Genomic DNA, 25960 nt, shown 5'->3' on the forward strand with positions numbered 1-25960 from the left:
GATGAACTCCGTCTCGAAGTCCTCAAGCTCGCGAAACGCTGGAAGCCGAAAACAAGCCGGTGAAATGGGCGGGGTGTGACCGGAACACCGCTTACAAAAATGTCATACCGGGGCCGAATGTGGAGCGCTTCTCCGCGTCCAGCCCGCCCTCCGACTTGACTTGGCCCTTCAATAAAGGTGGGCTTGTGATTGAGGGATGCTGACTGGCCGGGGGGGAACAGTCGATCGCTTCCAGATTACACCTCCCGATCCAGCTGCAAAGTTAGTGAAGACGTCGAGGATCGAGGAGGATCACTCAATGATAAAAAGGAGCTTGCGCTCGGCGCTGCTGTTTGGCGGTGTCGTGGCTACAGCGCTGGGGATGTCCCCGCAGGTCGCCCAGGCGACGCAATTGAAAGTCGGCGATGTGGACATTACCGTCGACAATACGGTGTCGTTCGGCGTGGGTATCCGCGCCTCCAACCAGAATTGCGAACATATCGCGATTGTGAATGGCGGGTGTCCGGCGGGCAACGGCGTGTCGATGGGCGTCAATGATGACGACGGCAATATCAATAACGGTCCCGGCGTGCCCTATACGATGACGGGCAAGATCACGACCGACATCAGCGCCCGCTACGAGAATTTCGGGGCCTTTCTCCGTATCAAGGGCTTTTACGATTATTGGGCGGACGAGCATGTGGGCAAACGCAGCTCCGGCTACGGCACGCGGCCGCTCGAAGACGCCGTTCGCGGGAGTGATGCGCATCTCTCGGCAGCCCGGGACCTGTCCATTCTCGATGCCTATGTCTATGGCAATTTCGACCTGCTGGGGCGGCCGGTCACGCTGCGCGTTGGCAAGCAGGTCGTCAACTGGGGCGAAAGTCTGTTCATTCCGGGCGGCATCAGCTCCTATCTGCCGATGGATCTGAGCGCGCTGCGCACGCCGGGCTCGGAACTGAAGGAAGCTTTCCAGCCGATTCCGGCGGTCTATTTCAATATGGGCCTGCCGGCGAATTTCTCCATCGAGGCGTTCTGGCAGTTCGACTGGGAAAAGCTGACGCTCGATCCCGCCGGCACCTTCTTCTCCGGCTCCGACGCCGGCGGCGAGGGCGGCCGCTATGTCCAGTTTATCGGTGAATATCCGCATCAGGTTACGCTTCCCCGCACCGCCGACGAGCAGGGCGAGGATACAAGCACATGGGGCGTCGCGTTGAGGTATTATGCCGACTGGCTGAACGACGGCACCGATATGGGCCTCTATGTCAACCGCTACAGCCTTGTGGCGCCGGTCGGCTCCTTCACTGCGGCCAACTTGACCGTCGCCGACACAATCCTTGGTAGAGGCGCCCCCACTGGTGGGCCGACCACGCTGTACGGTGGCTGTAATTTTCTGGCAGGTGGCGGCCTTCCCGAAACCTATGGGGGCTTCCTAACATGCGCAGGTACCGATTTAGGAGGCGGGACTACGGCATTGGAAACGGTTGTCGGCGCCGCGGCAATGACGAAGCACTATCTGCTGCAATATCCGATGACGACGACCTTCGGATTCAGCTTCAACACCCTGGTTCCGATCATGGGCGGCTCGGCCCTGTCCGGCGAAGTCTCCTATTCGCCCAACATGCCGTTCGCGCTCAGCGATACGAACATTAACTGTAACGATCTGGCCAATGCCGATCTGGGCGGCTTTACGGGTGTCCCGAACAGCTCGCTATGCGAAACCTACAACCCGGCGGGGTATGGCGATGCCTATCGCGGCTATGCGCGTCACGACGTGATCAACGGCCAGTTGGGACTGATCAGCACGCTCAATCCGTCCTCTCCGGTGGTTTCGACCATCGGCGCGGATGTGATGTTCATGGTTATGAATGCCGGCTTCCAGTATCTGCCGGATTTCGACAGTGCAACCAGCGGTCTCGGTATTCCGCGCGCGGCGAATAGAGCCAACAGCCCGTTTACGACCGCGATCCTGGGCGACGAGGCATGTTCGCAGATTGACCCCACCACTGGCGCTTTCGTGCCGGGTGCCTGCCAGGCGAAATACGCCTCGCAGTTTTCGTCCGGTTACCGTCTTGCCTTCAGCGCCCAGTACAACAATGCGTTCGACACGCCCTGGACGCTCACGCCGAATATCAACTTCGCGCATGACGTGACGGGCTATTCGGCCGGCCCGGTCGGTCCCGGTTTCGTTCAGGACAAGAAGGCGGTGTCGGTCGGTCTGACGGCGGATCTTCAGTCGGTGTGGAAGGCGAATATCTCCTACACCCATAACTGGGGTAATCCGTTCCGCAACTTCTCGTCCGATAAGGATTTCGTCGCGGCGAGTATCTCCTACGCCTTCTGATCGGCATTGGAGATCACGAAATCAGGGCCCGGCGGCAGCGATGCCGCCGGGCCTATTTCTTGCGCACCGCATTTTTTCAGGCGGGCGGGTTTCGCGGGGCGGATGCCGGGACGCGGCATTCTCTCCAGGTGTGCGGGGTAACATCCGTAGGCGGAGTATTTCCGGACAGGGCGATCCTCTGCCCGGGATGTGTCCGCGGACCGCTTCATTAAAAAGATTTAATGCAGTGCCGGGCAAAACTGGCGGAAAATGAGTAATGAGCGATGCTCGGGGGACACAGAAATACGGGGGGGAACCGTTTGCTGCGGTCCTTTGTTTTGCTATGATCTTGCCAGAATAGGCGGGGAAACCGGCCTTGGCGTGTGCGTGAGTTTCGGACGCGTCGGAAGCCTCATAAGAATCCAGTGGAGGGAACGTATATGAAAAGGACAACCATGCTGGTGTCCGCCCTTGTGTTCGGTGCGCTGACGACCAGCGCTCTGGCCAAGGTGCCGCAAGCACAGGTGAACCGTCTGGGTAACGACCTTACCCCGATGGGCGCCGAGAAGGCCGGCGACGGAGGGGACATCCCGGCCTGGACCGGTGGCCTGCAGACCGTGCCGAGCAATGTGAACTACAAGCCGGGCGACCATCTGGCCGACCCGTTCAAGGACGATCCGGTCAAATACACGATCGACGCCTCGAATATGGCCAAGTATGACGACGTGCTGACGCCGGGCTACAAGGCGCTTATGAAGACGTATAAAGACTACAAGATGAACGTCTATCAGACGCGTCGTAGCTGCGCCTTTCCGGACAAGGTTTACGAAGCCAATAAGCGCAATGCGGCGGTCGGCGAACTCGTCGCCGGCGGCTCGGGCATCTCTGAAGCCATTTTCGGTTTCCCCTTCCCGATCCCGAACAATGCGCTCGAAATGATCTGGAACCACACGCTGCGTTACCGCTCCTTCAAGGCGGTTCGCCAGTTCGCGGCGGCGCCGGTGACGCGCTCGGGCGACTACACGATGCAGATCGTGCAGGACGAAGTGATCCTGAACTGGTCCGACCCGTCCGCCAAGCGCGCGGAGGATCTGGACAACATCTCGCTTTATTACATCAACAACACGATCGCGCCTGCCCGTTCCGCGGGTAACGTGATCCTCGTGTATGATGCTATCAACGCCGAGAAGCAGCCGCGCCAGGCCTGGCAGTACAGCCCCGGCACGCGTCGCGTGCGTCGTGCGCCGAATATCGCCTACGACAACCCGGGCACGAACTCCGATGGTCTGTCCACGTCCGACAGCTTCGACGGCTATAATGGCGCGCCGGACCGCTACGACTGGACCGTTATCGGCAAGCACAAGCGCATCATTGCCGCCAACGACTACGAGGCGGAATCCACGCCTTATGACGAGTTCATCCGGCCGCTTCACCTGAACCAGGACAAGATCCGCTACGAGCTGCACCGCGTGTGGGAATTCGAGGCGAACCTGAAGGCCGGTACGCGCCATGTCTATTCGCGCCGCGTCTATCACAATGACGAGGATGCATGGCAGATCGCCACGGCGGAACTCTATGACGGCCGCGGTCAGCTCTGGCGTGTGCAGGAGCTGCATCAGCTCCAGCGCTACAATGTGCCGCTTTGCGGTTCGGGCGCGGAAATCGTCTACGACTTGCAGGCCGGCCGCTACCTGGCGCTCGCCATGCAGAACGAAGAACCGCCGGTGAACTACTTCGCCGACGAGCTCGACAAGTCGCGCTTTACGCCGAACGCCATCCGTCAGATGGGTGTTCGCTAAGCAAGACCTCTCCTTTTCGGGAGATCGGCCGGGCCCCGGAGAAATCCGGGGCCCGGTTTGTTTCTAAGTCCGGTTTGTTTTTGAGCCCGGTTTGTTTCGGCGCCGGGCCGGGTCCCGGATTAGACCTTTTCCACCGCGGCAAGCCCCCGGTTTCGGTGCCTGTCCGTCAGCCTCCGATCAGCGTCTGACATCTCCCGAAACACTGACTTTGCCAGCATTGTTGACCGTGTCCGCGCAAATTTACCGCGTTTCATTTCCGTTGATGCATGACGCGCCGGAACGCGCTATAAGTCCGGCTGACCAACATGGCGGCCGCGATAAAAGAATAAACGGGGCGGTCGTCGGGCCTGCGATCCATCCGAAATCCGGCCCCGGTATATCGGGGATTAAAGGGTAGGGGGAGCAGGCTGTCGCCTACTCGGCGCCGGGAGGCGCGCCCGGGAACATCCTGCGCAAGTTCAGCGCGGACGGGATGTTCCAGTGCTGTTTAGACGATCGGCATTCTGTTTTCGGGGATGTTGCCCGATAGCATGTCGATCTAAGTGAGGAGCCCTAGGGACCTATGATTTCGAGCATCCAAACCATTACGCAAACGGTAGCGCGTGCACTGGCCTGCAGCGCCGTCGCCGCACTTGTCGCTTTCATGCCGCTGACCGCCCAGGCTGCCGAAGCCGCGGCACAGGGCCAGAATGGCGCCCAGAACGAAGAAATCGAATATGCGACCCAGTCTCGGCTGGCGGCAAAAGAGCTGCTGCTGGCCGCCGCCCATGCCGGCGACCGCATCGTCGCGGTGGGTGAGTTTGGCAATGTGGTCTATTCCGACGACCAGGGCCAAAGCTGGACCCAGGCCAAGACCGTGCCGACCCAAGCGACGCTGACCGACGTCACCTTCATTAACGACAAGCTCGGCTATGCCGTCGGCCATGATGCGATCGTGTTGCGGACGCGCGATGCCGGTGTGACCTGGGAACGGGCCTTCTACGATCCGGAATCCGAAACGCCTTTCATGACGGTGCTGTTCGAAACCAAGATGCACGGCTTTGCCATGGGTGCCTTCTCCAAATTCGTAGAGACGAAGGATGGCGGAGAGACCTGGAAGGAACGTTCGCTGAGCGAAGGCCTGCTGGACGACTATCATCTCAACAGTGCGTTCGAAACGACGTCCGGTGATATCTTTATCGCCGCCGAATTCGGTGTGGTCTACCGTTCCACCGACGACGGTGCCACCTTCGACCGTATCCAGACGCCTTATGAAGGGTCGTTCTGGGGTGGTCTTCCAATGGATGACGGTTCGGTGATGGTTTTCGGCATGCGCGGCAACGCCTATCGCACGACGGATAATGGCGAGACCTGGAAGAAGGTCGATACGGGCACGGACAAATCCATCGCGGGCGGCGTCCAGCTCGACAAGGAGCATGTCGTGCTGACCGGTCTTCAGGGCTATGTCGGGTACAGCGCGGATGGCGGCCAGAACTTCAAGGAAGTCACGCGCTCCGACCGTCTCGGCTACTCCGCCGTGGTGAAGGGTGCGGACGGCCAGGTCGTCGTCTTCGGCGAGCCGGGTGCGAAGGTCATGCCCGATACCGCCGCCGAGGCTGAAAAGGCTGTGGGCGCCAGCTACTCGATCGCCGACCCGTCCGGCAGCTGATCGGTACGCTCTTCCGAGTTTGGAAACCCCGGCCCTTCGGCCGGGGTTTTTTCGTGCCTTGCCCGGCCCGCCGCTTTCCTCATCTCCCCTTCGGCGTCACAATCGTGAAAACAGAAAAGGCGATGCCGGCAAAAAGGGAGGACGAGATGGCAGGGGAGCAGGGGGTCGATTTTTCGGGCTATGAGCGCATCAAGGCGACACGGCGCGGCCGCGTTCTGACGCTCAGCCTCAGCAATCCCGGCAAGCTCAATGCTGTCGACGCGGTGATGCACCGAGAATTGTCGCGCGTCTTTCTCGATGCGGCTGACGATCCGGCCTCCGACATCGTCGTGCTGACGGGCGAGGGGGCGAGCTTTTCCGCAGGCGGCGATCTCAACTGGATGAAGCAGGGGTTCGAGGACGGCACGAAAGGCCCCGACGCGGCCGAGGCCAAGCGCATCGTTTTCTCATTGCTCGATCTGGAAAAACCGATCGTCGCCAAGGTCGCAGGGCCCGCCATCGGGCTTGGCGCCACCCTCTCGCTTTTCTGCGACGTGATCTTCGCCGCCGAGAGCGCGCGCTTTGCCGATCCGCATGTCCGTGCCGGCATCGTTGCCGGCGATGGCGGTGCGATCATCTGGCCCCAGCTGATCGGCTATGCGCGGGCGAAGGAATATCTCATGACGGGCGATGCGATCTCCGGCGCGGAGGCGGCCCGTATCGGTCTGGTCAATCATGCCGTGCCCGAGGATGAGCTGGACGCCCGTGTCGACGCTTTCGCCGACAGGCTGGCGGGTGGCGCGCAGATGGCGATCCGCTATTCCAAGGTGTCGGCGAATATCGGGCTGAAGCAACTCGCCCATTCCATCCTCGATGCCTCGGTCGGTTATGAAATGGTCACCTTCACGACGGACGATCACCGCGAAGCGGTACGGTCCTTCCTTGAAAAACGGACGCCGAAATTCGGCCGCGGCATATGAGGGAGGAAGAGGCGATGACGGCAACAGACATTCTGGCAGCGGCCGACGGATTTTCGGAAGAGCTGGCGCAGCGCGCGGCGGAGGTGGAGGCCAATCGCTTTCTGCCGCAGGACATTGCGGCGAGGTTCGCGGCGGCCGGGTTTTACCGGCTCTGCATTCCCGAGGCCTGCGGCGGGCTCGAAGCCAATCCCCGCCTTCTGGTGGAGGTCGTGGAACGGCTGGCGCGTGCCGACGCCTCTCCGGCCTGGTGCGTGATGATCGGCGGGACAACCGGCCTTCTCGCGGGCTTCATGCCGCCCGATGAGGCGCGGGCCGTTTTCGGCGCGCCGGACGTCATCAGCGCCGGCGTTTTCGCGCCGCGCGGCAAGGCCGTGCGCGAGGTGCGCGACGGTGTCGAAGGCTACCGCGCCATGGGACGCTGGCAATGGGGTTCGGGCTCGCGCAATGCGAACTGGATCGCGGGCGGGTGTCTCGTCTTGGGCGAGGACGGCAAGCCGGAAATGGCGCCCGAGGGCGTACCTCAGAACCGGATGCTGCTCTTTCCCGAAAGCGAGGTCACGTTGCTCGATACATGGGATGTGTCCGGGCTGAACGGGACGGGCAGCACGGATTTTGAGGTGAACGATGTTTTCGTACCGGCCTCGCAGGCGATCAGCCTGATTTCCGACAAACCGCTTGCGCGCCCGCTCTATGCTTTCCCGACATTCGGGCTTCTCAGCATCGGCATTGCGGGGGTGGCGCTTGGCGCGGCGCGGGGCGCCATCGACGATCTCGTCGAAACGGCAACGGCGAAGAAGCCGCAAGGCTCGTCCAAGACGCTGGCGGAGCGCGCCAAGGCGCATCTGGATGTGTCCGAGGCGGAGGCTCTCACCCGTTCCGCCCGCGCCTATCTCTATGAGGCGATAGACACGGCCTGGGAGGCGGCGACGCGGCATGGCGAAATCACTGAAGCCCATCGCCGCGATCTGCGTCATGCAAGCGTCCATGCCGTGAAATCGGCCGGGCGGACGATCGATCTCATGTATACGCTGGCGGGCGGTTCTTCGGTCTATCGCAGTCACGCCCTGCAGCGCCGTTTTCGCGACATCCACGTCGCCACGCAGCATGCGATGGTGGCCGACACGACCTATGAGCTGACGGGGCGTCTGTTTCTCGGCGTCCCGACCAACACCGCCATGCTTTAAAGAGGAACCTTCATGAAAGCGGCCAAATCGATCTTTCTCCTCGCGGCGATCTACGGCTTCTTCGTCATCGTGCCGTCCTTCTTCATGGAGGAGAATTTCGCGCGGGGCGTTCCCTTCGCGCATCCGCAGTTCTTCTACGGCTTCATGGGGCTGGCGCTCGCCTGGCAGTTCGCTTTCATGGTAATCGCGCAGGATCCGAAGCGTTACCGGCCTTTCATCCTCGCGGCCATCGTGGAGAAGCTTTCCTTCTTCATCGCATCGCTGGCACTTTTTTCCGAGGGGCGCATCGTCAGCGGCGACCTGCCGGGGCCGGCGATCGACGGCATTCTGGGTATCGCCTTCATCTATGCATGGATCGTAACCGGCCGCGCGGAACCCGCCGCGGCCGACTGAGAATCGACAGTTCACAAACCAGAAAAGAGTGAAAGGGAGTATCCGATGACAGGAACCGCAAAGGGCCGCGTGACCGGCAAGATGGCCTTCATCACCGGCGGCGCGCAGGGGCTTGGCGAAGCCACGGCGCTGATGATGGCGCGCGAGGGCGCGAAAGTGACGCTTGCCGACATCAATGCGAAGGGCGCCGAAGAGGTCGCCAAGCGGATCAATGCCGAAGTGCCGGGCGCGGCCTTCGCGGTCGAACTCGACGTGACGCAGGAAGAGCAGTGGAAGCATGCGCTCGCCGCGGCGAACGATGCGATGGGCGGTATCAATGTGCTCTTCAACAATGCCGGTATCGGCGGTGGCACGACGGTGGAAGACACCGATTTCGAGACCTTCAAGCATGTGCAGGCGGTGGATGTGGACAGCGTCTTTCTCGGCTGCAAGCACGCCATCTCCTACATGGTGCCGCATGCGCCGGGTTCGATCATCAATACCTCGTCCATCGCCGGGCTGATCGCGGGGCACAATATGGCCGCCTATAACGCGGCCAAGGCGGGCGTCTGGCTGTTGTCCAAATCGGTGGCGCTTCACTGCGCCAAGCGGGGCTATCGCATCCGCTCCAATTCCATCCATCCGACCTTCATCGACACGCCGATCCTGGACGGCATGGCGCGGGGCATCTCGCGCGACGAACTGAAGGAAAAGCTCGCCCGGCAGGTGCCGCTGGGCGTGGTGGGCGATCCGGACGATGTCGCCTATGCGGTGCTGTTCCTGGCGTCGGACGAGTCCAAATTCATCACGGGCTCGGAGATCAAGATCGATGGCGGCATCTCCGCCATGTAATCGACCGTGGATGGAAGGGGCATGGGGCTTGCAGGTTTGGTGCGACCACCTCACATTCGAGGGGTCCAACCTCGCATGAGTGCCATGTCCCATTCCGTTGCCGATTCCCGGCCCATCCTCATCGTGCTGCATCAGGAGCGCTCGACGCCCGGCCGGGTCGGTCAGGCGCTCCGGGCTCGCGGGCATAGGCTCGATATCCGGCGGCCCGCACTGGGCGATCTTCTGCCGGAGACGATGGAAGAACACAGGGCGGCCATCGTCTTTGGCGGGCCGATGAGCGCCAATGACGATCTCGACTACATCAGGACGGAAATCGATTGGATCGGCGTGCCGCTGAAGGAAGAGGCGCCCTTCTGGGGCATATGCCTTGGCGGTCAGCTCATGGCGAAGCAGCTGGGTGCGAGGGTCTATGGCCGGGAGGACGACAAGGTCGAGATCGGCTATTACCCGATCCATCCCACCGACGAGGGAAGCGATCTCTTTGCCGATCCGACCTATGTCTATCAGTGGCATCGCGAGGGCTTTGAGCTGCCCTCGGGCGCGGTACGGCTCGCAGAGAGCGAGGCCTATCCCGTGCAGGCCATGCGCTACGGGACGAATGCCTATGGCATCCAGTTCCATCCCGAGCTGACGGCACTGATGATGAATATCTGGCTGACCCGGGGCCGCGAGCGGCTGGAGCTTCCGGGCGCCCAGCCGGCACCGGACCATCGCCGCGACCGGCAGCAATATGACGGAGAACTCCGGGCTTGGCTGGAGCGGTTCCTGGATCATTGGCTGGGGGAGGCCAGCTAGCGGTCAGCGAGACTTCATGACAACCCAGTTGGCGTGAAGCTGTCTGCGTGGCTTCGTCCCTTCGACGCGGCAGCCTTCGCTACGATATCGCGGGCTTGCCGAGCCGTAGCCGGCTCTTTTGATTTGGGGGGCTTAGAGCCGTTTTTTGGCGAAGGCGCGACCAGATGCGGATTTCAGGTATTTTTCAAATTCCGTCGCCTGCTTCTCATCGGTGAAAGCGACATAGGTCTTAATGCGCCAAGGTTTGAACTTGGATGTGTGGGGGACTTCACCTGCGTTGTGTTTCCGAAGGCGGGATTCCACATCACTCGTGACGCCGGTGTACCAGTGTTCGCCACACAGGCTTTGAAGAATATAGACAAATTTCATGAGGGAAGTATGGGCCCGTCTGCGTGGCTTTGCCACTTCGACGCGGCAGCCTTCGCTACGATATCGCGGGCTTGCCGAGCCGTAGCCGATAGGCGAAGGCTGGTGGAGCCGAGCGGGATCGAACCGCTGACCTCGTCATTGCGAACGACGCGCTCTCCCAACTGAGCTACGGCCCCGTTCCAGCTTGCCTCGGCGGGGCCGAAAGCCCATGCGCCGGAAGCCGCTACATATGCTTTGCGACCGGCATATGTCAAGAGATTGGTGGCCTTCGGCGCCGTTCTCCATAGGGGGTGGAGCGCTTGCCGTGCTTGAACCGGGCGCTCTGGCCCGCTACATCTGCTTGAACGCCGTGTCGTCGCGCATTTCACCGGGAAACAGGGTGGAGTGCGCTTGCGCAGATGCCACATCAGAAGGGCTCCCATGACCTCTCTCCTGCAGCTGATTTCCACCATCATCCATCTCTATATCTGGGTGATCATCATCCAGGCGGTGCTGAGCTGGCTGATCGCCTTCGACGTGGTCAATACGCGCAATCGCTTCGTCTATGCCGTGGCCGACACGCTCTACAAGCTAACGGAGCCGGTTCTGCGGCCCATCCGCCGGGTGCTGCCGGATCTGGGCGGTATCGATATCTCTCCCGTGGTCCTCATCCTGCTGCTGGTCTTCGCCCAGAACCTGATGTGGGAGACCTATGCGGCCTCCTTTGCCGGGTGATCTGCCGGTCCGGCGCGCACCGGACGGGGTGCTGGTCGCGCTCAAGGTGACGCCCAAATCCGGCGCCAACCGGATCGAGGGGCTGGTCGGCGACGGCGATGGGACGCGGTTGCGGCTGCGGGTCACTGCCGCGCCGGAAAAGGGCAAGGCCAATGAGGCGGTGATGAAACTCGTCGCCAAGGCATGGGGGCTTCCCAAAAGCTCCCTCAGCATCGCCTCCGGCGAGACGGCGCCGCTCAAAATGCTGCTGGTGAGGGGCGACAGCGCGGTGCTGGAAGAAGATATCGCGGCATATATCCGCGGCCTCTCCTGAGGCGTTGCCGCAAGGGGCGGGGCTCTCTATAGTCCACGCGACCTTGCGTGACTGGCGAGAAGAGGTGGATCGATCACCGGGGAGCGTAAGGGTTTTCCAAACGCCGCTCGCCTGGGCACCCACCCTCGTAAGAAAGGTGCCGCATGTCCGAAACAGTTTCCAATCGCATCGATGGCAAGGCCATCTCCACCGCGCTCAAGGCCCGTGTGGCGCAGGAAGTTGCACGCATCAAATCCGAGCACGGGCTGACGCCCGGCCTTGCCGTGGTGCTGGTCGGCACCGATCCGGCGAGCGAGGTCTATGTCCGCAACAAGGGCATCGCCACGCGCGAGGCGGGCATGAACTCCTTCGAATACAAGATGGATGGCAGCGCCAGCGAGGAAGAGGTTCTTGCCAAGGTTGCCGAGCTCAATGCCGACCCGGCCGTGCACGGCTTTCTCGTGCAGTTTCCGGTGCCCGAGCAGATCTCCCAGCAGAACGTCATCGACGCCATCGATCCCGTCAAGGATGCGGACGGGCTGCATCCGCTGAATGCCGGCCGCCTTGCGAGCGGTCTGCCCGCCATGGTGCCCGCGACGCCGGAGGGCTGCGTCATCATGGCGAAGCAGGCGGCGGGCGGGGAGCTTGCGGGCAAGCATGCCGTCATCATCGGGCGCTCCAATCTCGTGGGTAAGCCCGTGGCGCAGCTTCTGCTGAAAGAGAACTGCACCGTTACCATCGCGCATAGCCGATCGCGCGACCTGCCCGCGCTGGCGCGGCAGGCCGATATTCTGGTCGCGGCGGTGGGCCGCCCGAACATGGTGCGCGGCGACTGGGTGAAGCCCGGCGCCATCGTGATCGATGTCGGCATCAACCGCGTACCCGCGCCGGAAAAGGGCGAGGGCAAGACGCGGCTCATCGGCGATGTCTGCTTCGATGAAGCCAAGGAGGTCGCGGGCGCCATCACGCCCGTGCCGGGCGGCGTGGGGCTGATGACGGTTGCCTGCCTGTTGCGCAACACTGTGATCGCCGCCTGCCGACAGCATGGCATTGCGTTGCCCTCCGATTTTTAGGGCGACTGGACGACTTTCAGGCAGAGGAGGCTCGCCATGGAGATGCGTCAGCTTGGAGATTTGTGGCCCGTCAGCGCGCTGACGCTGGGCGGCGGCGGGCTGGGCCTCGTCTGGGGAAATTCGACGCGCGAGGAGGCCGTCGCGACGGTGCGCGCCGCGGTCGAAGCGGGCATCAATTTCCTCGACCTCGCTCCGCTTTACGGTCAGGCGGAATCGGTCGTCGGCGAAGCGTTCGACGGCGGCTGGCCGTCTCATCTGCGCGTTTCCACCAAGTGCATGGTCGGCGCGCGCCACGCCGACGACATTCCCGGGCGGCTCGAAAAATCGGTGCGCCTCAGCCTCGAGACGCTGAAGCGCGAGCATGCGGATTGCTACATCCTGCATTCCAACATTCATCCCGACGACTACGTTTATGAGCAGCATCCCGACTACGCCAAGAACGGCGGCGTCTCCTGGTCGCGTTTCGTCGGGGAAGTGATCCCGACCTTCGAGAGCCTGAAGGCGCGAGGGATCATCGGCACCTGGGGTGTGACGGGGATCGGCCTGCCCATATCGATCATGGAAGCGCTCAGGAGCGAGCCGAAGCCCGACGTGGTGCAGGTGATTGCGAATCTGATGGATTCGGCCGGCGGGCTGAAGCGTTATGAAGAGCCAACGGAACCGCGCAACATCATCCGGACCGCGAAGAACAATGATGTCGGCGTGATGGGCATTCGCGCCGTGCAGGCGGGTGCGCTTACCGCGGCATTCGACCGTCCGCTCGAAGCGGGCGATCCCGACATGAAGGATTACGAGAAGGCCGCGCCTTTCCGCGCGCTCTGCGAAAGCTGGGGCGAAGATCCGGCCGCGATCGCGCATCGCTATGCGCTGGCCATCGAGGGCGTCGACACGGTGGTGCTCGGCGTCAAGAACCGCGCGGAACTCGGCCAGCTTGTCGACGCCGTGGAAAAAGGGCCGCTCGACCCAGCGCAGATCGCGGAGATCGAAGCGCTCGGTCTCAGGCGGCAAATTCCCCGGATACCGCTCGATGCGCCCATCTGATCGCGCGCGGGTCCGCGCCAGCCTTATCGGCTTTTGTCTTGTGCTGCTGACGGTGCTCGCGGCCTTGCCGGGCGCGCAGGCGAGTGACGCCAGAGTGGATGGCGGCATGGCGCGCTGGCCGGTTGGCGATATGGCGCGCGCGCTCGACGATTACCTGCCGCGCCGTATGGCGGAAGAAGACGTGCCCGGCCTTGCCGTGGCCGTTATCCGCAAGGGCGTTCTGGTTTTCGAAAAGGGCTACGGGCTTGCCGATGCGCTGGGCGACCGCAAGGTGAGCGCCAACACGCTTTTCGAAGCGGGTGCGCTTGGCAAGTCGGTGGCGGCCTATACGGCGATGCGCATGGTGGGGGCGCGGCTTTTGACGCTCGGCGAGCCGGTTGCCGAACACGGGCAGGCCGTTCCGCTGCGACAGGTGCTGGAAGGAAAGGGCCGGCGTGCCGGCATCGTCTCGGGTATCTGGCAGAGCCGCGGTCGCGTGGCGGGCGCCGACCTGGTAATGGCGGGCGGTTATGGCGGGCTTGCCCGGGTTATGGAAGACAGGGTGGACGCCCCCTTTGAGCGCATCGTCACGGCCTATGTGTTCAAGCCTTTCGACATGCTGTCCTCGGGCTACCGGCTGCCGGAGGCGCTGACACGTTCGGTGGCGCGGGGCTATGTACCGCTATGGCAGGCGCTTGCCGCCGTTTTCCTGCCCTGGCTGGCCATGCTTGCATTGGCGCTGCCGCTCGCTTTCGCGGCGGTTCATTTCCTGCTGGACCGGATCCGGATGGTGCCGCGCGATTTCGTCATCGCGACGGCGGGCGCTTTCGCGGCGGCCATGGTGCCGATGGGGCTTTTCATTGGCTGGCCGATGCTCGCGGCGGTGCTGGCCTATGCGATTACCTTTCTCGTCTGCCTGGGTCTTGCGGGATTTCTTTTCTGGCGTTTTCTGGCACTGGTATACCGCCCGGGCCAGGGCGTGCTCCGTCGCGGTCACCGGGGGGAAGAACGCGCGCTCGTTTTCGGGGTTCTGTTGGCGCTGATCGCGGGGGTCTTCTTTCTGGAGCGCAATGTGCCGGTGCCGACGCTTGGCGGGAACGAACCGCGCGTGGCGTTGTCGCTGCGCAGCAGCGCGCATGATCTCGGTCTCTTCGCGGAAGGTTTTCTCGCCTCGAAAGGGCTCGATCCGGCGCTGCGCGACATGATGATCGGCGGCGGGCGCGAACCGGCGCTGGGCTTTCACACGCGCTCGACGCGGGACGGGTTCACGCTGTGGCAGTTGGGCGACCGGCCGGGCTTTTCGAGCCTGGTGGTCGTTCATCCGCTGCGCGGCGACGCAGTGGTTCTGCTCGCCAATACGAACAAGGCGGCGGACCTCGTTCAGGAGGCCGCCGCCCAGATCATGGGGATGGAGGCAGGCTGGCGCCTGCCCTGATTTCCTCACGCGGTGATTGCTATCCGCTTTGTCAGGCCGCTTTGGCGCCTGCTTCGATCGATTTGACGATCAGTTCGCGGGCCTTGTCGGCATCCTGCCAGCCATCGATCTTCACCCATTTGCCTTCTTCGAGGTCCTTGTAGTGCTCGAAGAAATGGGTGATGCGCTGGAGAAGGATGTCCGGCATGTCGGTGTAGTTGTGCACATCCTTGTAGTAGGGATTGAGCTTTTTCACCGGCACGGCGAGGATCTTTTCGTCCTGACCGGCCTCGTCATGCATCATCAATACGCCGATGGGGCGCGAACGGATGACCGAGCCCGGCACGACCGGGATGCGGCTAACCACGAGGACGTCGATCGGGTCGCCATCGTCGGAAAGCGTATGCGGCACGAAGCCGTAATTGCACGGATAGTGCATTGCCGTATGCATGAAGCGGTCGACAAAGAGCGTACCGGACGCCTTGTCGAGTTCATATTTCACCGGGTGGCCGCCATGCGGCACCTCGATGATGACGTTGAGGTCTTCCGGCGGATTTTCCCCGACTGGGATGGCGTCGATACGCATCTGACTTCCATTACTGAGAGTTTCTTACAGGTTGCTGGGGGTTACTTGCCGACGCGCTTGTTGCGCGCGGCAAGAAGACGAAGGCGCAGCGCATTGAGCCGGATGAAGCCCTCCGCGTCCTTCTGATCGTAGGCGCCGGCATCGTCCTCGAAGGTGACGTGCTGCGCGGAATAAAGCGAATAGGGCGACTTGCGGCCGATGACGCTGACCGAGCCCTTGTAGAGCTTCAGGCGCACCGTGCCGGTCACCATTTCCTGGCTCTTGTCGATGGCGGCCTGCAGCATTTCGCGCTCGGGCGAGAACCAGAAGCCGTTATAGATGAGTTCCGCATAGCGCGGCATCATCTCGTCTTTCAGATGCGCGGCGCCGCGATCGAGCGTCGACTGCTCGATGCCGCGATGGGCGGCGAGCAGGATGGTGCCGCCCGGCGTCTCGTAGATGCCGCGCGACTTCATGCCGACGAAACGGTTTTCCAGGAGGTCGAGACGGCCGATGCCGTTGGCGCCGCCCAGCTCGTTGAGCTTCGTCAGCAGCGTCGCCGGGCTCATCTTCTCGCCGTCGACGGCGACCGCGTCGCCCTTTTCGAAATCGATTTCGACAACCGTCGGCTTGTCGGGTGCCTCCTCCGGCGAGACGGAACGGCTGTAGACATATTCCGGCGCTTCCTCGAACGGGTCTTCCAGCACCTTGCCTTCGGCGGAGATGTGCAGAAGGTTCGCATCGACGGAGAAGGGCGCTTCGCCGCGCTTGTCCTTGGCGATCTGGATCTGGTGCTTCTCGGCAAACTCGATGAGCTTGGTGCGGGAGTTCAGATCCCATTCGCGCCAGGGGGCGATAATCTTGATGTCCGGATCGAGTGCGCCGTAGCTCACTTCGTAGCGGACCTGGTCGTTGCCCTTGCCGGTCGACCCATGGCTGACGGCGTCGGCGCCGGTCTCATGCGCGATCTCGATCTGGCGCTTGGCGATGAGCGGCCGCGCGATGGAGGTGCCGAGCAGATAGACCCCTTCATAGACCGCATTGGCGCGGAACATCGGGAAGACGTAGTCGCGGACGAATTCCTCTCGGAGATCCTCGATATAGATTTCCTTGATGCCCAGCATTTCCGCCTTCTTGCGGGCGGGCTCGAGCTCTTCGCCCTGACCGAGATCGGCGGTGAAGGTCACCACCTCGCAGCCATAGGTCTCCTGAAGCCATTTCAGGATGACAGATGTGTCCAGCCCGCCGGAATAGGCAAGCACGACCTTTTTCACGTCTTTCACGTCGTTCATCGACGCCGCTCCGATAAATTGGGAATTGCGGCCACCGATATGACGGGGCCGTGCGATATCCATACCGCGTTGCGGCGCACTATAGGCATATTGAGAGGCCGCACAACCGGGGGGATTATTCCCCGGGTCCTTGCCTTTCTAGCCGTCCTCGGGGCCCCTGAGCACCCGGCCCATGCGGCGGACCAGCAGATAGATCACCACGATGAAGAGCGGGCCCATAACGGCCTTCCAGGTGAGCGGGTCGCCGGGCAGGGTCTCCCCGAAGGGGGCCTCGTGCAGGGCCTCCAGCGGATAGGCGAGGATGCTCAGCAGGTAATAGGCGATGGCGACGGCGGAGAGCCCTTCGACCATCTCCTGCAGCCGGAGCTGGAGCCTCACGCCCCGTTCCACAGAGCCCAGAAGGCGCTGATTCTGCTCCTGAAGGGCGATATCGACCCTTGTCCGCAGCAGTTCGGAGGCCCGGCCGATATGCTCCGACAAGGTGTTGAGGCGGCGGCTGACCGCCTCCACGGTGCGCATGGCCGGGCGGAGGCGCCGGGTCACGAAGGTCGAAATCTGCTGATATCCCTCCATTTTTGCCTCGCTGAGCTCGCCGAGGCGGCGTTCCACCAGCTCGTAATAGGCCCGCGAGGCGGAAAAACGGTATTCGGTATGCGCCGACAGCCTTTCGGCATGGGCGGCCATCTCGGTCAGCCGTGCAAGCTGCTTCTGTTCGCCCTCCAGCCCCCGGATCGTGGCGGTTTCGGCGGCGATTTCGGCCAACGCGCTCTCCATATCGCCGATTTCGGGCGTCACCTCGCGGGCCAGCGGAAAGCCCAGAAGGGCGGTCATCCGATAGGTCTCGATCTCGATCAGGCGCTGCAGCATGCGGCCCATCCGGCCGGGGCGCAGGCTTTCATTGGCGATCAGGATGCGGCCGAAGCCGTCATCGTCGAGGCGCAGATCGGTCCAGGCGGTGGCCAGGCCTTGCGCGAGGCGGGAGCCGGTCAGCTTGTTTTCGCCGAAGACCGAGGGCAGGAGGGGCTCCATTTCGGCTTCCGGGCACGGCATGACGGCGATCTTCACCGCCGTCAGGATTTCCCCGTCGAAAAGCCGCGCCGCGCTGTCGGGCAGGTCGGAGAGCGGTGCGCAGGCAAAGACCTCTTCGGGTGTCATTCTGCCTTCCAGCGGCTTGAAGAACGTATAGGTCGAAAACTCGGTATGCCGCTCCCAGACGAGACGCACAGGCCCCAGGTCGTGCGACAGGTGATTGCCCAGATCGCGCGCCAGGGGAGCACCCATTTCCTCGGCCAGTTCGCCGATCCGTTCGCGTTCGGCCTCCGCGCCGCGCTCGCCGGTCAGTACGGCGAAATGGGTGCAGAGAAGCTGGCCGTCCACATCGGTGGGCGGGCGGCTGTGAACCTCTTCATGGAGGCCGCGGCGAAGGGAATATTCGGTGAGGCTCTTGAGAGAGAGCGGCATGAGGGTCTTTCCGGCCGTTCGTTTGGCGCGATCATAGGCGATGAGGATGCCCGCAGGAAGGCGGCCCGCCCCGCGTCAGAGGGCGCGCCAGAGTTCCACGGCAAGGACCGCCGCGCTGAGCAGCGCGCCCAGCAGGGGGACGGCCAGCGGCACCGTGAAGGCGGCGGGTCCGGCGCCCTTGAGCTTCAGCGCGACGAGCGAGCCGTTCACCAGGGCGAAGACGGCGAGCACGATATAGGAAGTGGTGCGCGCCAGGCCCTCCAGCGGAAAAAAGAGGGCGAGCGCCACGATAATTCCTGCGACCAGAGCCGTGGCAATGAGCGGTGTCTGCGTTGCGGGATGCACCATGCCGAGAAGCGCGGGGACGGCGCCTTTGCCTGCCAGCCCGTAGATGACGCGGGATGCCATCACCATCTGGATGAGGACGGTATTCACCGTGGCGATGACGGCGATGCCGGCGAAAAAAGCCGCGTCATGGCCCGTCGCCCGCTCGAAGACCAGCGCAAGGGGGGCGCTGCTTGCCGCAAGATCGGCGGCGGCAACCGTGTGAAGCGCCACTGCCGCGGTGGCGATGTAGAGCAGCGTGGTGATGCAGAGCGTCAGGATGATGGCGCGGGGCATGGTGCGCTCCGGCGCCTCCGTCTCTTCCGCCATGTTCACCATGTCCTCGAAGCCGATAAAGGAGAAGAAGGCGAGCATCACGCCCGCCGTGACGCCGGCGAGACCGAAAAAGGGCAAGCCGTCCGCCACGAGGAAAGGCAGGAACATTTCCTGCAGCGTCGCTCCCTCGCCGGGAGAGGCAAGCCCCGCTGCGATGATGAGAAGGAGACCGCCGGTTTCGACCAATGTGAAGAGAATGGCGACGGCGACCGTCTGCACGACGCCCCACATGGCGATGCCCATGAGCAGCGTCACAAAACCGATCTTGATGACGAAAGGCGGCAGGGGAACCATTTCGCCGATATAGCCCGCCGCGCCATTGGTGACGGTGGACGACGAAACGATGCCGCCGGCCACCACCATCAGCCCAACCAGAAGCGACAACCATGAAAGCCTGAAGCCGGCCAGTACATAGGCCGCCTCGCCCGCGGCGAAGGGCATGCGCGAGGACAAATCGCCAAAGCTGAAGGCGGTCGGGGCGATGAGCAGGGCGGCGAGGAGAAACGACAGCGGCGCGGCGGCGCCCGCCGTTCCCGCGACGGCGCCCGTCAGCACGTAAATGCCGGCGCCCACCGTGACGCCGACGCCGTAAAGCGCGAGCGGAATGAGACGGATGGAACGGCGAAGGGGTGTGGGCGCGTCGCGCTCGGTCATACGGTTCTCTGCTGTGTCACGCTTTCGGCATGGCGGGATCGATGTTGGGACAGCGTGATTGTGCCTCAATCCGGTCTTGCGTTCACCGTCTCTGTGCTAGGCTTGGGGTATATTGGAGAAGAGGCCCCCATGCTGACCGTCGGAATAATCGTCCTTATCGTTCTCGTGGCCGGATATGGCTGGTATGTCAGCCTGATCTCGCGGCGCAACAAGGCGCGGGAGGCGATGTCCTCCATCGATGTACAGCTCAGGAAGCGTTTCGATCTCGTGCCCAATGTCGTGAAGCTCGCGCAGAATTTCATGACGCATGAGAAATCGCTGCTGACGGAACTGACCGCGCTACGGGCGCAGGTGGACCGGCCCTACAAGCGCGACGACCCGGATGAGGTGAAGGCGCATCTCGACGCCTCGAAAAAGCTCGATGCCGGGCTCCGGCAGCTTTTCGCGGTCGCGGAGAATTATCCGCAGCTTCGTTCGTCCGACACGATCGTGCGCGCGCAGGAAACCTTCGAGGAGGTGGAAGCGAATATCGCGGCGGCACGGCGTTTCTATAATGCCTCCGTCACGCAACTCAACAATGCGGTCGAAATCTTCCCCGGCAGTATCATCGCCAATATGGCGGGGGTGCGTTCCATGCCCTTTTACGAAGTGGAGGAGGAAGCGCGCGCGCCGGTGGATGTCGACGACTATATGAAGCCGGCCTGATCCGATGCGCCGGGAGATGCTGGATGCGGTGGCCGACGAACGGGCGCGCGCCTTTGACGGGTTCCTGACCGCGGAGCTGGAGCCCTGGCTCGCGGTGAAGGAAGGCGAGCGGGCGAAGATCGCACAGCGCTCCTACATTCTTGCGGGCGCGGCGGTCCTCTTTGCCATCGCCATGGCGCTGGCGCTGTCGACCTCCACGGAAATTCAGTTCGCTCTCTTCGCAGGCGGTTTCATCGGTATTGCAGGAACGGCGCTTGCCCTCTGGCCACTCTCGTCATGGGGCAAGACATTCAAGGCCGATCTCTTCTCCCGCATCTTTCGATGGTTCGGTTATGAATACAGCCCCGATGCGCCGGTGACGCTGATGGAGCCGCTGCGCCAATGCGGCATTCTTCCCGGATATGACAAGCGGCATCTGGAAGACCATGTCTGGGGCGAGATCGACAGGGCGCGTTTCGAACTCGCCGATTGCAAGCTCGTCGAGGAGCATCGCGACAGCAAGGGCCGCACCAGCGAGACGACGGTGTTTCACGGTCTCATCGGCTATTTCACTTTCGCCAAGCCCTTTCAGGGGCGGACCGTGCTTCACACAGATCACGGCACGATCTTCAATGCGCTGGGCGGCATGGGGCGCGACGGGGAGCGCGTGGCACTGGAAGACCCGAAATTCGAGAACGTGTTCGAGGTCTATTCGACCGATCAGGTGGAGGCGCGGTATCTGCTGACGCCTGCGTTCATGGAGCGGCTGCTGGCGATGCGCGACCGGCTGGGCGGGCGCATGCAGGCTGCCTTTCTCGACGAGAAGCTCTATCTGTCCGTCCATCTGGGGAAGGATCATTTCCGCAACCCGTCGGTCTTTACCCGCGTGGACGATCCGCAAAAGGTGGAAAGACTCGTCTCGCCCATCCTCTTCATCGCTTCCGCCGTGCGCATATTGAAACTCAATCAGGAGACAAGAGTGTGAGTGAGACAGTCGAATTCTGGTACGAGTTCGCCAGCACCTATTCCTATCCGGCGGCGATGCGGTTGGAAGAGGCGGCGCAGAGGGCGGACGTCTCCGTTCGCTGGCGGCCGTTTCTGCTAGGCCCGATTTTCGGCGAGCAGGGGTGGAACGACAGTCCGTTCAACATCTATCCCGCCAAGGGAAAATATATGTGGCGGGACATGGAGCGCATCTGTGACGCGCAGGGCCTCACGCTGAAGGAGCCGGTGCGCTTTCCGCAAAACGGACTTCGCGCCGCGCGTATCGTGCTGGCGCTGCCGGAAGCGCTCAGGCCCGCTTTCACGCGCGAGGTCTATCTCGCGAATTTTGCGGGACAGAGGGATATTTCCGAGGAAAACGTGCTGGCGCGCATTCTCGTCGCGCTGGAAGTGGAGCCTCAACCCGTTCTGGAGAAGGCCGGCAGCGACGAGGTGAAGGCCGCGCTCAAGGCTCAGACGGACGAGGCCATTGCCAAGGGTATTTTCGGCGCGCCGAGTTTCACCGTGGGCGAGGAGTTGTTCTGGGGGAACGACCGGCTGGAACAGGCGCTGGAGTGGGCGAGGCGGTAGCGAAAATGCTGCCGCTGTCATTGCGAGAAACGAAGTGACGAAGCAATCCAGCTCCGCGCCGGCCGCTTCTGGATTGCTTCGCTCTCGCTCGCAATGACGGCTATTGTTGGACGTGGCCGCTCGGCTCAGTGAAAGCGGTCGGGCAGGTCGGCTTCGGGGATCAGCAAATCGTCCACGATCTCCAGCCAGACTTCCTCGATGAGCTCCGCCTTGCCTTCGCCCTGTGGGGTGCGGCCTTCGCGCTTCTTTGTCACCTGTTCGAAGGCCTTGTCGCGGTCTTCCTTGCGGGACCAGCGGGCATAGGCAACCCAGTCGCCGTCCTCGGTCTTGTGAAGACGCGAGCCGCCGCCGCCATAATGTTTCATCACGTCTTCGGTGATTTCGTGCCAGCGGCGCTTGAAGTCTTCTTCATGTTCCGGCGCGACGCGCCAGCGATAGATGACGGCGATCATGGGCTTTCTCCCGCTCCCCTATCTTTCCTTCGAAGGGGCTTATAAAATCGACGATTCACTTTCCCATAGATCAGTCCGCCAACGATACCGCCGAGCGGAATTGAGAGATAAGCGGAAAGCAGAAACCCCTCTATTGTTTGCCAATCGCCTTTTGGCGTCTCCGTTGTCTTCTGCCCCAGCAGGGGGAATATCGTCAGCGCGGTCAGAAGGCCAAGGAGTGCGTAGATAATTGGTTTCTCTATCCGGAAAAATTCGATCAGTGAAACAGCGATGGCGGATCCGGGTATCGCGAAAATGATCGCCATCATGAAAAATTGCATCCATGTATAGAGCGGGAAAACCAAGGCCGACAGAGCGCCGCCGAGATAACCGCCGAAACCTCCTCCCATGACCCATCCCAGGATAATGAGCTTATAGGAGACCGGATAGGATGCCGCCAGGGCGGCTGCGGCGCAGCCGGCAAGATAGGAGGCAAGAATTCTCGCCGATCGATTGCCGAAGCTGTCGGTATTAGGGTTCACGCCTCTGCAGCTTCTTTTCGTTCCTTGAGCTTTTCGCTCGCGCGCTTTTTCACGGTTTCGCTCTTGAGCTGGCCGCAGGCGGCCATGATGTCGCGGCCGCGCGGGGTGCGCACGGGGCTCGCATAGCCCGCGCGGTTCACCACATCGGCGAACTTCTCGATCTGCGCCCAGTCGGAGCATTCATAAGGCGAGCCCGGCCAGGGGTTGAACGGGATGAGATTGATCTTTGCCGGGATGCCTTTCAGCAGGCGGACAAGCGCTTTCGCATCCTCCACGCTGTCGTTCACGTCCTTCAGCATCACATATTCGAAGGTGATGCGTTGCGCGTTGCGCAGGCCGGGATATTGCCGGCAGGCATCGAGAAGTTCCTCGATCGGATACTTCTTGTTGAGCGGCACGAGCTGGTTGCGCACTTCGTCGTTCGGCGCATGGAGCGAGATCGCCAGCATGCAGCCGATCTCTTCGCCCGCGCGCGGAATCTCCGGCACGACGCCCGAGGTCGAGAGCGTGATGCGGCGTTTGGAAAGCTGCAGGCCCTCGCCGTCCGAGACGATGTTCAGCGCGTCGCGCACATTCTCGAAATTGTAGAGCGGTTCGCCCATGCCCATCATGACGATATTCGTCACCATGCGGTCGTCCGAATTGCGGATGCGCGGCTGGTCGGCGCTCTCCGGCCATTCGTTCAGGCTGTCCCGGGCGACCAGCAACTGGCCGACGATTTCACCGGGGGTGAGGTTGCGCACGAGCTTCTGCGTGCCGGTATGGCAGAAGGTGCATGTGAGCGTACAGCCGACCTGCGAGGAAATGCAGAGCGTGCCGCGGCCTTCCTCGGGAATATAGACGGTCTCGATTTCGGGGCCGGGCATGCCCGGCTTTTCCGGCGCCAGCCGCATCAGCCATTTGCGCGTGCCGTCCACGGAGACGAGTTCCTCGACCACTTCCGGCCGGGCGATCTCGTAGCGCTCGTTCAGTTGCGCACGCAGCTCCTTCGACAGCGAGGTGATGCCTTCGAAGCTTTTCAGGCCGCGATTATAGATGCCGTTCCAGAGCTGGTTGACGCGCATCCGGATCTGCTTTTCCGGCAGGCCGAGGGCCTTCAGCTCGTCGGCGAGCTGGGCGCGGGTGAGGCCGACCACGTTGATCCGGCGCGGGCGCGCGGCATCCGCCCCGCCGGTCTCCTGACCGTCGAGCGCGGGAGCGTTGGGGTTTGAACGCGCAATGTCGAGCTGGGGCGCCATGGCCGATGCCCTGTTTCGTGTCTGTTCCGGAAAATCATATCAGACAGCCGCCCGTCCTGCCCGTTTTCGGGCCGGGTCGCGGGACAGGCCGCCTTTGGCCGGTCTCATATCACAGATGAGGCCCGGATTCCTATATGGGGGCGGCGAACGGTAAACGGCCTATTTCGGGCAGGCCGTGTCGATCTTGCCGAGCGCGTCCGCGCTGCCCTTCAGCGAATAGGTGTCCGTGGTCAGCGTATCGCGCGAAGACGTGCCCTTGATGACCATTTTGTAGCCCTTCTTCAGGGCGTCGACCATGGCGGAGGAACGCTTCACATTGTCGAGCCAGGCCCAGAAGCGATGCTCCCCGCCTTCTTTCACGCCCGTGAAGAGCTGGAACTTGTCCTTGTCGATGGTCGCGAAGGGACGGCTGGTCGAGGAAAAGGGATAGCCCACGCGCATGCTGATCTCGTTGCGCGTGCCGCGGGCCGGGCGGTGGGTGACCATGAAATAGACGTCGCCGCGATTGGCCCCCCGGGGCAGCATCTGCTTGGGCTCGGTCATCGCATAGCAGATGCGGTCCTTCCCAGTGCCATAGGTATAGGCGGCCCAGTCGCCATATTTTCCGAGCAGCTTCAGCTCATCCGCCGCCTTCGCAGGCGCGGTAGAAAGGGCAATAAGGGCAAGGGAAAGACTCAGGAATACAAGGCTTCCGGGGAAACGCATCGCTTTTGGCATCATGTTCCACTCAGATTCGTCCGACCGTCGGGCGGCGTTCGACCATAACGGGGCGGGGGACAGATTTCCAGAGAATCACCCCCGGAGAATCGCCCCTGGATCATTATTCGGAAGCTAGAACGCAAATCCGGCAAAATTTGGAAGGGCAGGTCGCCACACGGCGTTCTCTTCCCTGTGTTCTGGCGGCTTTCGGGGGCCTTGTGATAAACAGGGCCATCGCAATCGACCAATCCAGAAAAGACAGATTCAACTACAAGCTCTAAGGGGACGCTCATGAAAGCCGTTTTGTGCAAGGAATACGGACCGCCGGAGACGCTCGTCATCGAGGATGTGCCGAGCCCCGAACCCGGCAAGGGCCAGGTGGTGCTCGAAGTGCATGCCGCGGCGGTGAATTTCCCGGACGTGCTCATCATCGAGAACAAATACCAGTTCAAGCCGCCGCTGCCCTTCTCGCCGGGCGGTGAGGTGGCCGGCAAGGTCGTCAAGGTCGGCGAGGGCGTGACCCGCGTGAAGGAAGGCGACCGGGTGATCGGCTCCTGCGGCTGGGGCGGTTTCGCCGAGGAGATCGCCATCGATGAGGGCCGCGTGACGCCCATTCCCGAAGAGATGGACTACACCACCGCATCCGCCTTCCTGATGACCTATGGCACCTCGCATCATGCGCTGAAGGATCGCGCCCAGATCAAGCCGGGCGAGACGCTGCTGGTGCTTGGCGCGGCGGGCGGCGTCGGGCTTGCCGCGGTCGAACTCGGCAAGGCGATGGGTGCGAAGGTGATCGCGGCCGCCTCGTCGGAAGACAAGCTTGCCGTCTGCAAAGAGCATGGCGCCGATGAGACGCTGCTCTACCCGTCCGGTGCGCTCGACAAGGAGGCGCAGAAGAAGCTCTCCGACCAGATCAAGGAGCTGACGGGTGGGAATGGCGCCGATGTCGTTTACGATCCGGTGGGCGGCGACTATTCGGAAGCCGCGCTGCGCGCGACCAACTGGGAAGGCCGTTTCCTGGTGGTCGGTTTCGCTTCCGGTCCGATCCCGAAGATTCCGCTCAATCTGGCGCTCCTCAAGGGCTGCCAGATCGTCGGCGTTTTCTGGGGTGCCTTCACGGCGCGAGAGCCCCAGCGCAACCAGGAAAATCTTCAGGAACTGATGGACTGGTTCAAGGCGGGCAAGCTGAAGCCGCATGTCTCGAAGACCTACAAGTTCGAGGAAGTGGCCGATGCGCTGAACGACATGGCCGCCCGCAAGGTGAAGGGCAAGATCGTGCTCGTGCCGTCTCGCTGACGGCCCGCATTCGAGATTGAGGCGGGGCGAAAACGCGCCCCGCCCGTTTTTGGGCTGGGGGAGTACAGCGTTC

The 25960-nt window shown here is 62.5% G+C and carries 26 protein-coding genes, 1 tRNA gene and 1 riboswitch; of the genes, 17 read left to right on the forward strand and 10 right to left on the reverse strand.

What is annotated here, in order from left to right:
• The first annotated feature begins 298 nt into the window (after nucleotides 1-298).
• From FHS78_RS07490 to FHS78_RS07525, 8 genes are all read left to right on the forward strand, one after another.
• The gene (locus FHS78_RS07490) at nucleotides 299-2323 is read left to right on the forward strand and encodes a DUF1302 domain-containing protein (protein ID WP_167092704.1); all 2025 of its coding nucleotides are present in this window, start codon (nucleotides 299-301) and stop codon (nucleotides 2321-2323) included.
• Between the two features lie 419 nt (nucleotides 2324-2742).
• Nucleotides 2743-4101 (forward strand): DUF1329 domain-containing protein, encoded by a 1359-nt coding sequence (locus FHS78_RS07495; RefSeq protein WP_167092706.1) that lies wholly within the window; start codon nucleotides 2743-2745, stop codon nucleotides 4099-4101.
• Nucleotides 4102-4663: 562 nt separating this feature from the next.
• The gene (locus FHS78_RS07500; protein WP_167092708.1) at nucleotides 4664-5749 is read left to right on the forward strand and encodes a WD40/YVTN/BNR-like repeat-containing protein; all 1086 of its coding nucleotides are present in this window, start codon (nucleotides 4664-4666) and stop codon (nucleotides 5747-5749) included.
• A 146-nt stretch (nucleotides 5750-5895) separates the two neighbouring features.
• Nucleotides 5896-6708, forward strand: coding sequence for an enoyl-CoA hydratase/isomerase family protein (locus FHS78_RS07505; RefSeq protein WP_167092710.1), 813 nt, complete (start codon nucleotides 5896-5898; stop codon nucleotides 6706-6708).
• Nucleotides 6709-6722: 14 nt separating this feature from the next.
• On the forward strand, nucleotides 6723-7892 hold the full coding sequence (locus FHS78_RS07510; RefSeq protein ID WP_246220389.1) for an acyl-CoA dehydrogenase family protein: 1170 nt from the start codon (nucleotides 6723-6725) through the stop codon (nucleotides 7890-7892).
• Between the two features lie 12 nt (nucleotides 7893-7904).
• Nucleotides 7905-8285, forward strand: a complete 381-nt coding sequence (locus tag FHS78_RS07515) for a hypothetical protein (protein WP_167092714.1) — start codon at nucleotides 7905-7907, stop codon at nucleotides 8283-8285.
• Between the two features lie 45 nt (nucleotides 8286-8330).
• A complete protein-coding gene (locus tag FHS78_RS07520; protein ID WP_167092716.1) occupies nucleotides 8331-9116 on the forward strand; it encodes an SDR family oxidoreductase in 786 nt (261 codons plus the stop codon).
• A gap of 75 nt (nucleotides 9117-9191) precedes the next feature.
• Nucleotides 9192-9911 carry a glutamine amidotransferase gene (locus FHS78_RS07525; RefSeq protein ID WP_205305240.1) on the forward strand — a complete coding sequence of 240 codons (720 nt, stop codon included), beginning with the start codon at nucleotides 9192-9194 and terminating at the stop codon, nucleotides 9909-9911.
• Nucleotides 9912-10043: 132 nt separating this feature from the next.
• On the opposite strand, the gene FHS78_RS07530 is transcribed toward FHS78_RS07525, so the two are convergent.
• Nucleotides 10044-10280, reverse strand: coding sequence for a GIY-YIG nuclease family protein (locus tag FHS78_RS07530; protein WP_167092718.1), 237 nt, complete (start codon nucleotides 10278-10280; stop codon nucleotides 10044-10046).
• A gap of 100 nt (nucleotides 10281-10380) precedes the next feature.
• Nucleotides 10381-10456, reverse strand: a tRNA-Ala gene (locus FHS78_RS07535).
• 244 nt (nucleotides 10457-10700) lie between these two features.
• On the opposite strand from FHS78_RS07535, the gene FHS78_RS07540 reads away from it, so the two are divergent.
• The 5 genes from FHS78_RS07540 to FHS78_RS07560 all read left to right on the forward strand — a co-directional run bounded on the left by FHS78_RS07540 (nucleotide 10701) and on the right by FHS78_RS07560 (nucleotide 14814).
• Nucleotides 10701-10994 carry a YggT family protein gene (locus FHS78_RS07540; protein WP_167092720.1) on the forward strand — a complete coding sequence of 98 codons (294 nt, stop codon included), beginning with the start codon at nucleotides 10701-10703 and terminating at the stop codon, nucleotides 10992-10994.
• Entirely contained in the window at nucleotides 10972-11307 is a 336-nt protein-coding gene (locus FHS78_RS07545; protein ID WP_167092722.1) for a DUF167 domain-containing protein, read from the forward strand. The genes FHS78_RS07540 and FHS78_RS07545 overlap by 23 nt, the downstream gene beginning before the upstream one ends.
• Nucleotides 11308-11344: 37 nt before the next feature.
• Nucleotides 11345-11431, forward strand: a riboswitch (ZMP/ZTP riboswitch).
• A gap of 19 nt (nucleotides 11432-11450) precedes the next feature.
• Nucleotides 11451-12359, forward strand: a complete 909-nt coding sequence (gene folD, locus FHS78_RS07550) for a bifunctional methylenetetrahydrofolate dehydrogenase/methenyltetrahydrofolate cyclohydrolase FolD (RefSeq protein WP_167092723.1) — start codon at nucleotides 11451-11453, stop codon at nucleotides 12357-12359.
• A 36-nt stretch (nucleotides 12360-12395) separates the two neighbouring features.
• Nucleotides 12396-13400: an aldo/keto reductase gene (locus tag FHS78_RS07555; RefSeq protein WP_167092725.1), complete on the forward strand. Its 1005-nt coding sequence runs from the start codon at nucleotides 12396-12398 to the stop codon at nucleotides 13398-13400.
• Entirely contained in the window at nucleotides 13387-14814 is a 1428-nt protein-coding gene (locus FHS78_RS07560; RefSeq protein ID WP_167092727.1) for a serine hydrolase domain-containing protein, read from the forward strand. The genes FHS78_RS07555 and FHS78_RS07560 overlap by 14 nt, the downstream gene beginning before the upstream one ends.
• 31 nt (nucleotides 14815-14845) lie before the next feature.
• Here the strand turns inward: FHS78_RS07560 and ppa are convergent, their stop codons facing one another.
• The 4 genes from ppa to FHS78_RS07580 form a co-directional block, all read right to left on the reverse strand.
• Nucleotides 14846-15379, reverse strand: coding sequence for an inorganic diphosphatase (ppa, locus tag FHS78_RS07565; protein ID WP_167092729.1), 534 nt, complete (start codon nucleotides 15377-15379; stop codon nucleotides 14846-14848).
• Between the two features lie 41 nt (nucleotides 15380-15420).
• Entirely contained in the window at nucleotides 15421-16650 is a 1230-nt protein-coding gene (locus tag FHS78_RS07570; protein ID WP_167092732.1) for an argininosuccinate synthase, read from the reverse strand.
• A 138-nt stretch (nucleotides 16651-16788) separates the two neighbouring features.
• A complete protein-coding gene (locus tag FHS78_RS07575; protein ID WP_167092735.1) occupies nucleotides 16789-18111 on the reverse strand; it encodes a DUF3422 family protein in 1323 nt (440 codons plus the stop codon).
• 75 nt (nucleotides 18112-18186) lie between these two features.
• A complete protein-coding gene (locus tag FHS78_RS07580; protein WP_167092738.1) occupies nucleotides 18187-19425 on the reverse strand; it encodes an APC family permease in 1239 nt (412 codons plus the stop codon).
• A gap of 129 nt (nucleotides 19426-19554) precedes the next feature.
• On the opposite strand from FHS78_RS07580, the gene FHS78_RS07585 reads away from it, so the two are divergent.
• The 3 genes from FHS78_RS07585 to FHS78_RS07595 are packed head-to-tail and all read left to right on the forward strand — an operon-like array spanning nucleotide 19555 to nucleotide 21681.
• Complete coding sequence (locus FHS78_RS07585; protein WP_167092741.1) at nucleotides 19555-20130, forward strand: LemA family protein; 576 nt, start codon at nucleotides 19555-19557, stop codon at nucleotides 20128-20130.
• Between the two features lie 28 nt (nucleotides 20131-20158).
• Nucleotides 20159-21094 (forward strand): DUF3137 domain-containing protein, encoded by a 936-nt coding sequence (locus tag FHS78_RS19645; RefSeq protein WP_167092744.1) that lies wholly within the window; start codon nucleotides 20159-20161, stop codon nucleotides 21092-21094.
• Complete coding sequence (locus FHS78_RS07595; protein ID WP_167092748.1) at nucleotides 21091-21681, forward strand: DsbA family protein; 591 nt, start codon at nucleotides 21091-21093, stop codon at nucleotides 21679-21681. The genes FHS78_RS19645 and FHS78_RS07595 overlap by 4 nt, the downstream gene beginning before the upstream one ends.
• 125 nt (nucleotides 21682-21806) lie before the next feature.
• Here the strand turns inward: FHS78_RS07595 and FHS78_RS07600 are convergent, their stop codons facing one another.
• The 4 genes from FHS78_RS07600 to FHS78_RS07615 all read right to left on the reverse strand — a co-directional run bounded on the left by FHS78_RS07600 (nucleotide 21807) and on the right by FHS78_RS07615 (nucleotide 24597).
• On the reverse strand, nucleotides 21807-22133 hold the full coding sequence (locus tag FHS78_RS07600) for an antibiotic biosynthesis monooxygenase family protein (RefSeq protein ID WP_167092751.1): 327 nt from the start codon (nucleotides 22131-22133) through the stop codon (nucleotides 21807-21809).
• A complete protein-coding gene (locus FHS78_RS07605) occupies nucleotides 22130-22654 on the reverse strand; it encodes a hypothetical protein (RefSeq protein WP_167092754.1) in 525 nt (174 codons plus the stop codon). Before FHS78_RS07605 ends, FHS78_RS07600 begins: the two co-directional genes overlap by 4 nt.
• Nucleotides 22651-23892 (reverse strand): dual-specificity RNA methyltransferase RlmN, encoded by a 1242-nt coding sequence (gene rlmN, locus FHS78_RS07610; protein WP_167092767.1) that lies wholly within the window; start codon nucleotides 23890-23892, stop codon nucleotides 22651-22653. The genes FHS78_RS07605 and rlmN overlap by 4 nt, the downstream gene beginning before the upstream one ends.
• Nucleotides 23893-24051: 159 nt before the next feature.
• Complete coding sequence (locus tag FHS78_RS07615; protein WP_167092770.1) at nucleotides 24052-24597, reverse strand: invasion associated locus B family protein; 546 nt, start codon at nucleotides 24595-24597, stop codon at nucleotides 24052-24054.
• Nucleotides 24598-24882: 285 nt separating this feature from the next.
• On the opposite strand from FHS78_RS07615, the gene FHS78_RS07620 reads away from it, so the two are divergent.
• Entirely contained in the window at nucleotides 24883-25887 is a 1005-nt protein-coding gene (locus tag FHS78_RS07620) for an NADPH:quinone oxidoreductase family protein (protein WP_167092772.1), read from the forward strand.
• The last annotated feature ends 73 nt before the right edge of the window (nucleotides 25888-25960 follow it).

The organism is Parvibaculum indicum, from assembly GCF_011762095.1.
Classification (GTDB): Bacteria; Pseudomonadota; Alphaproteobacteria; order Parvibaculales; family Parvibaculaceae; genus Parvibaculum; species Parvibaculum indicum.

Excerpts from the sequence above, each read along its gene's own strand:
- FHS78_RS07490 (WP_167092704.1), top strand. The coding sequence starts at position 299 with ATGATAAAAAGGAGCTTGCGCTCGGCGCTGCTGTTTGGCGGTGTCGTG.
- FHS78_RS07495 (WP_167092706.1), top strand. The coding sequence starts at position 2,743 with ATGAAAAGGACAACCATGCTGGTGTCCGCCCTTGTGTTCGGTGCGCTG.
- FHS78_RS07500 (WP_167092708.1), top strand. The coding sequence starts at position 4,664 with ATGATTTCGAGCATCCAAACCATTACGCAAACGGTAGCGCGTGCACTG.
- FHS78_RS07505 (WP_167092710.1), top strand. The coding sequence starts at position 5,896 with ATGGCAGGGGAGCAGGGGGTCGATTTTTCGGGCTATGAGCGCATCAAG.
- FHS78_RS07510 (WP_246220389.1), top strand. The coding sequence starts at position 6,723 with ATGACGGCAACAGACATTCTGGCAGCGGCCGACGGATTTTCGGAAGAG.
- FHS78_RS07515 (WP_167092714.1), top strand. The coding sequence starts at position 7,905 with ATGAAAGCGGCCAAATCGATCTTTCTCCTCGCGGCGATCTACGGCTTC.
- FHS78_RS07520 (WP_167092716.1), top strand. The coding sequence starts at position 8,331 with ATGACAGGAACCGCAAAGGGCCGCGTGACCGGCAAGATGGCCTTCATC.
- FHS78_RS07525 (WP_205305240.1), top strand. The coding sequence starts at position 9,192 with ATGAGTGCCATGTCCCATTCCGTTGCCGATTCCCGGCCCATCCTCATC.
- FHS78_RS07530 (WP_167092718.1), bottom strand. The coding sequence starts at position 10,280 with ATGAAATTTGTCTATATTCTTCAAAGCCTGTGTGGCGAACACTGGTAC.
- FHS78_RS07540 (WP_167092720.1), top strand. The coding sequence starts at position 10,701 with ATGACCTCTCTCCTGCAGCTGATTTCCACCATCATCCATCTCTATATC.
- FHS78_RS07545 (WP_167092722.1), top strand. The coding sequence starts at position 10,972 with ATGCGGCCTCCTTTGCCGGGTGATCTGCCGGTCCGGCGCGCACCGGAC.
- folD (WP_167092723.1), top strand. The coding sequence starts at position 11,451 with ATGTCCGAAACAGTTTCCAATCGCATCGATGGCAAGGCCATCTCCACC.
- FHS78_RS07555 (WP_167092725.1), top strand. The coding sequence starts at position 12,396 with ATGGAGATGCGTCAGCTTGGAGATTTGTGGCCCGTCAGCGCGCTGACG.
- FHS78_RS07560 (WP_167092727.1), top strand. The coding sequence starts at position 13,387 with ATGCGCCCATCTGATCGCGCGCGGGTCCGCGCCAGCCTTATCGGCTTT.
- ppa (WP_167092729.1), bottom strand. The coding sequence starts at position 15,379 with ATGCGTATCGACGCCATCCCAGTCGGGGAAAATCCGCCGGAAGACCTC.
- FHS78_RS07570 (WP_167092732.1), bottom strand. The coding sequence starts at position 16,650 with ATGAACGACGTGAAAGACGTGAAAAAGGTCGTGCTTGCCTATTCCGGC.
- FHS78_RS07575 (WP_167092735.1), bottom strand. The coding sequence starts at position 18,111 with ATGCCGCTCTCTCTCAAGAGCCTCACCGAATATTCCCTTCGCCGCGGC.
- FHS78_RS07580 (WP_167092738.1), bottom strand. The coding sequence starts at position 19,425 with ATGACCGAGCGCGACGCGCCCACACCCCTTCGCCGTTCCATCCGTCTC.
- FHS78_RS07585 (WP_167092741.1), top strand. The coding sequence starts at position 19,555 with ATGCTGACCGTCGGAATAATCGTCCTTATCGTTCTCGTGGCCGGATAT.
- FHS78_RS07600 (WP_167092751.1), bottom strand. The coding sequence starts at position 22,133 with ATGATCGCCGTCATCTATCGCTGGCGCGTCGCGCCGGAACATGAAGAA.
- rlmN (WP_167092767.1), bottom strand. The coding sequence starts at position 23,892 with ATGGCGCCCCAGCTCGACATTGCGCGTTCAAACCCCAACGCTCCCGCG.
- FHS78_RS07615 (WP_167092770.1), bottom strand. The coding sequence starts at position 24,597 with ATGCGTTTCCCCGGAAGCCTTGTATTCCTGAGTCTTTCCCTTGCCCTT.
- FHS78_RS07620 (WP_167092772.1), top strand. The coding sequence starts at position 24,883 with ATGAAAGCCGTTTTGTGCAAGGAATACGGACCGCCGGAGACGCTCGTC.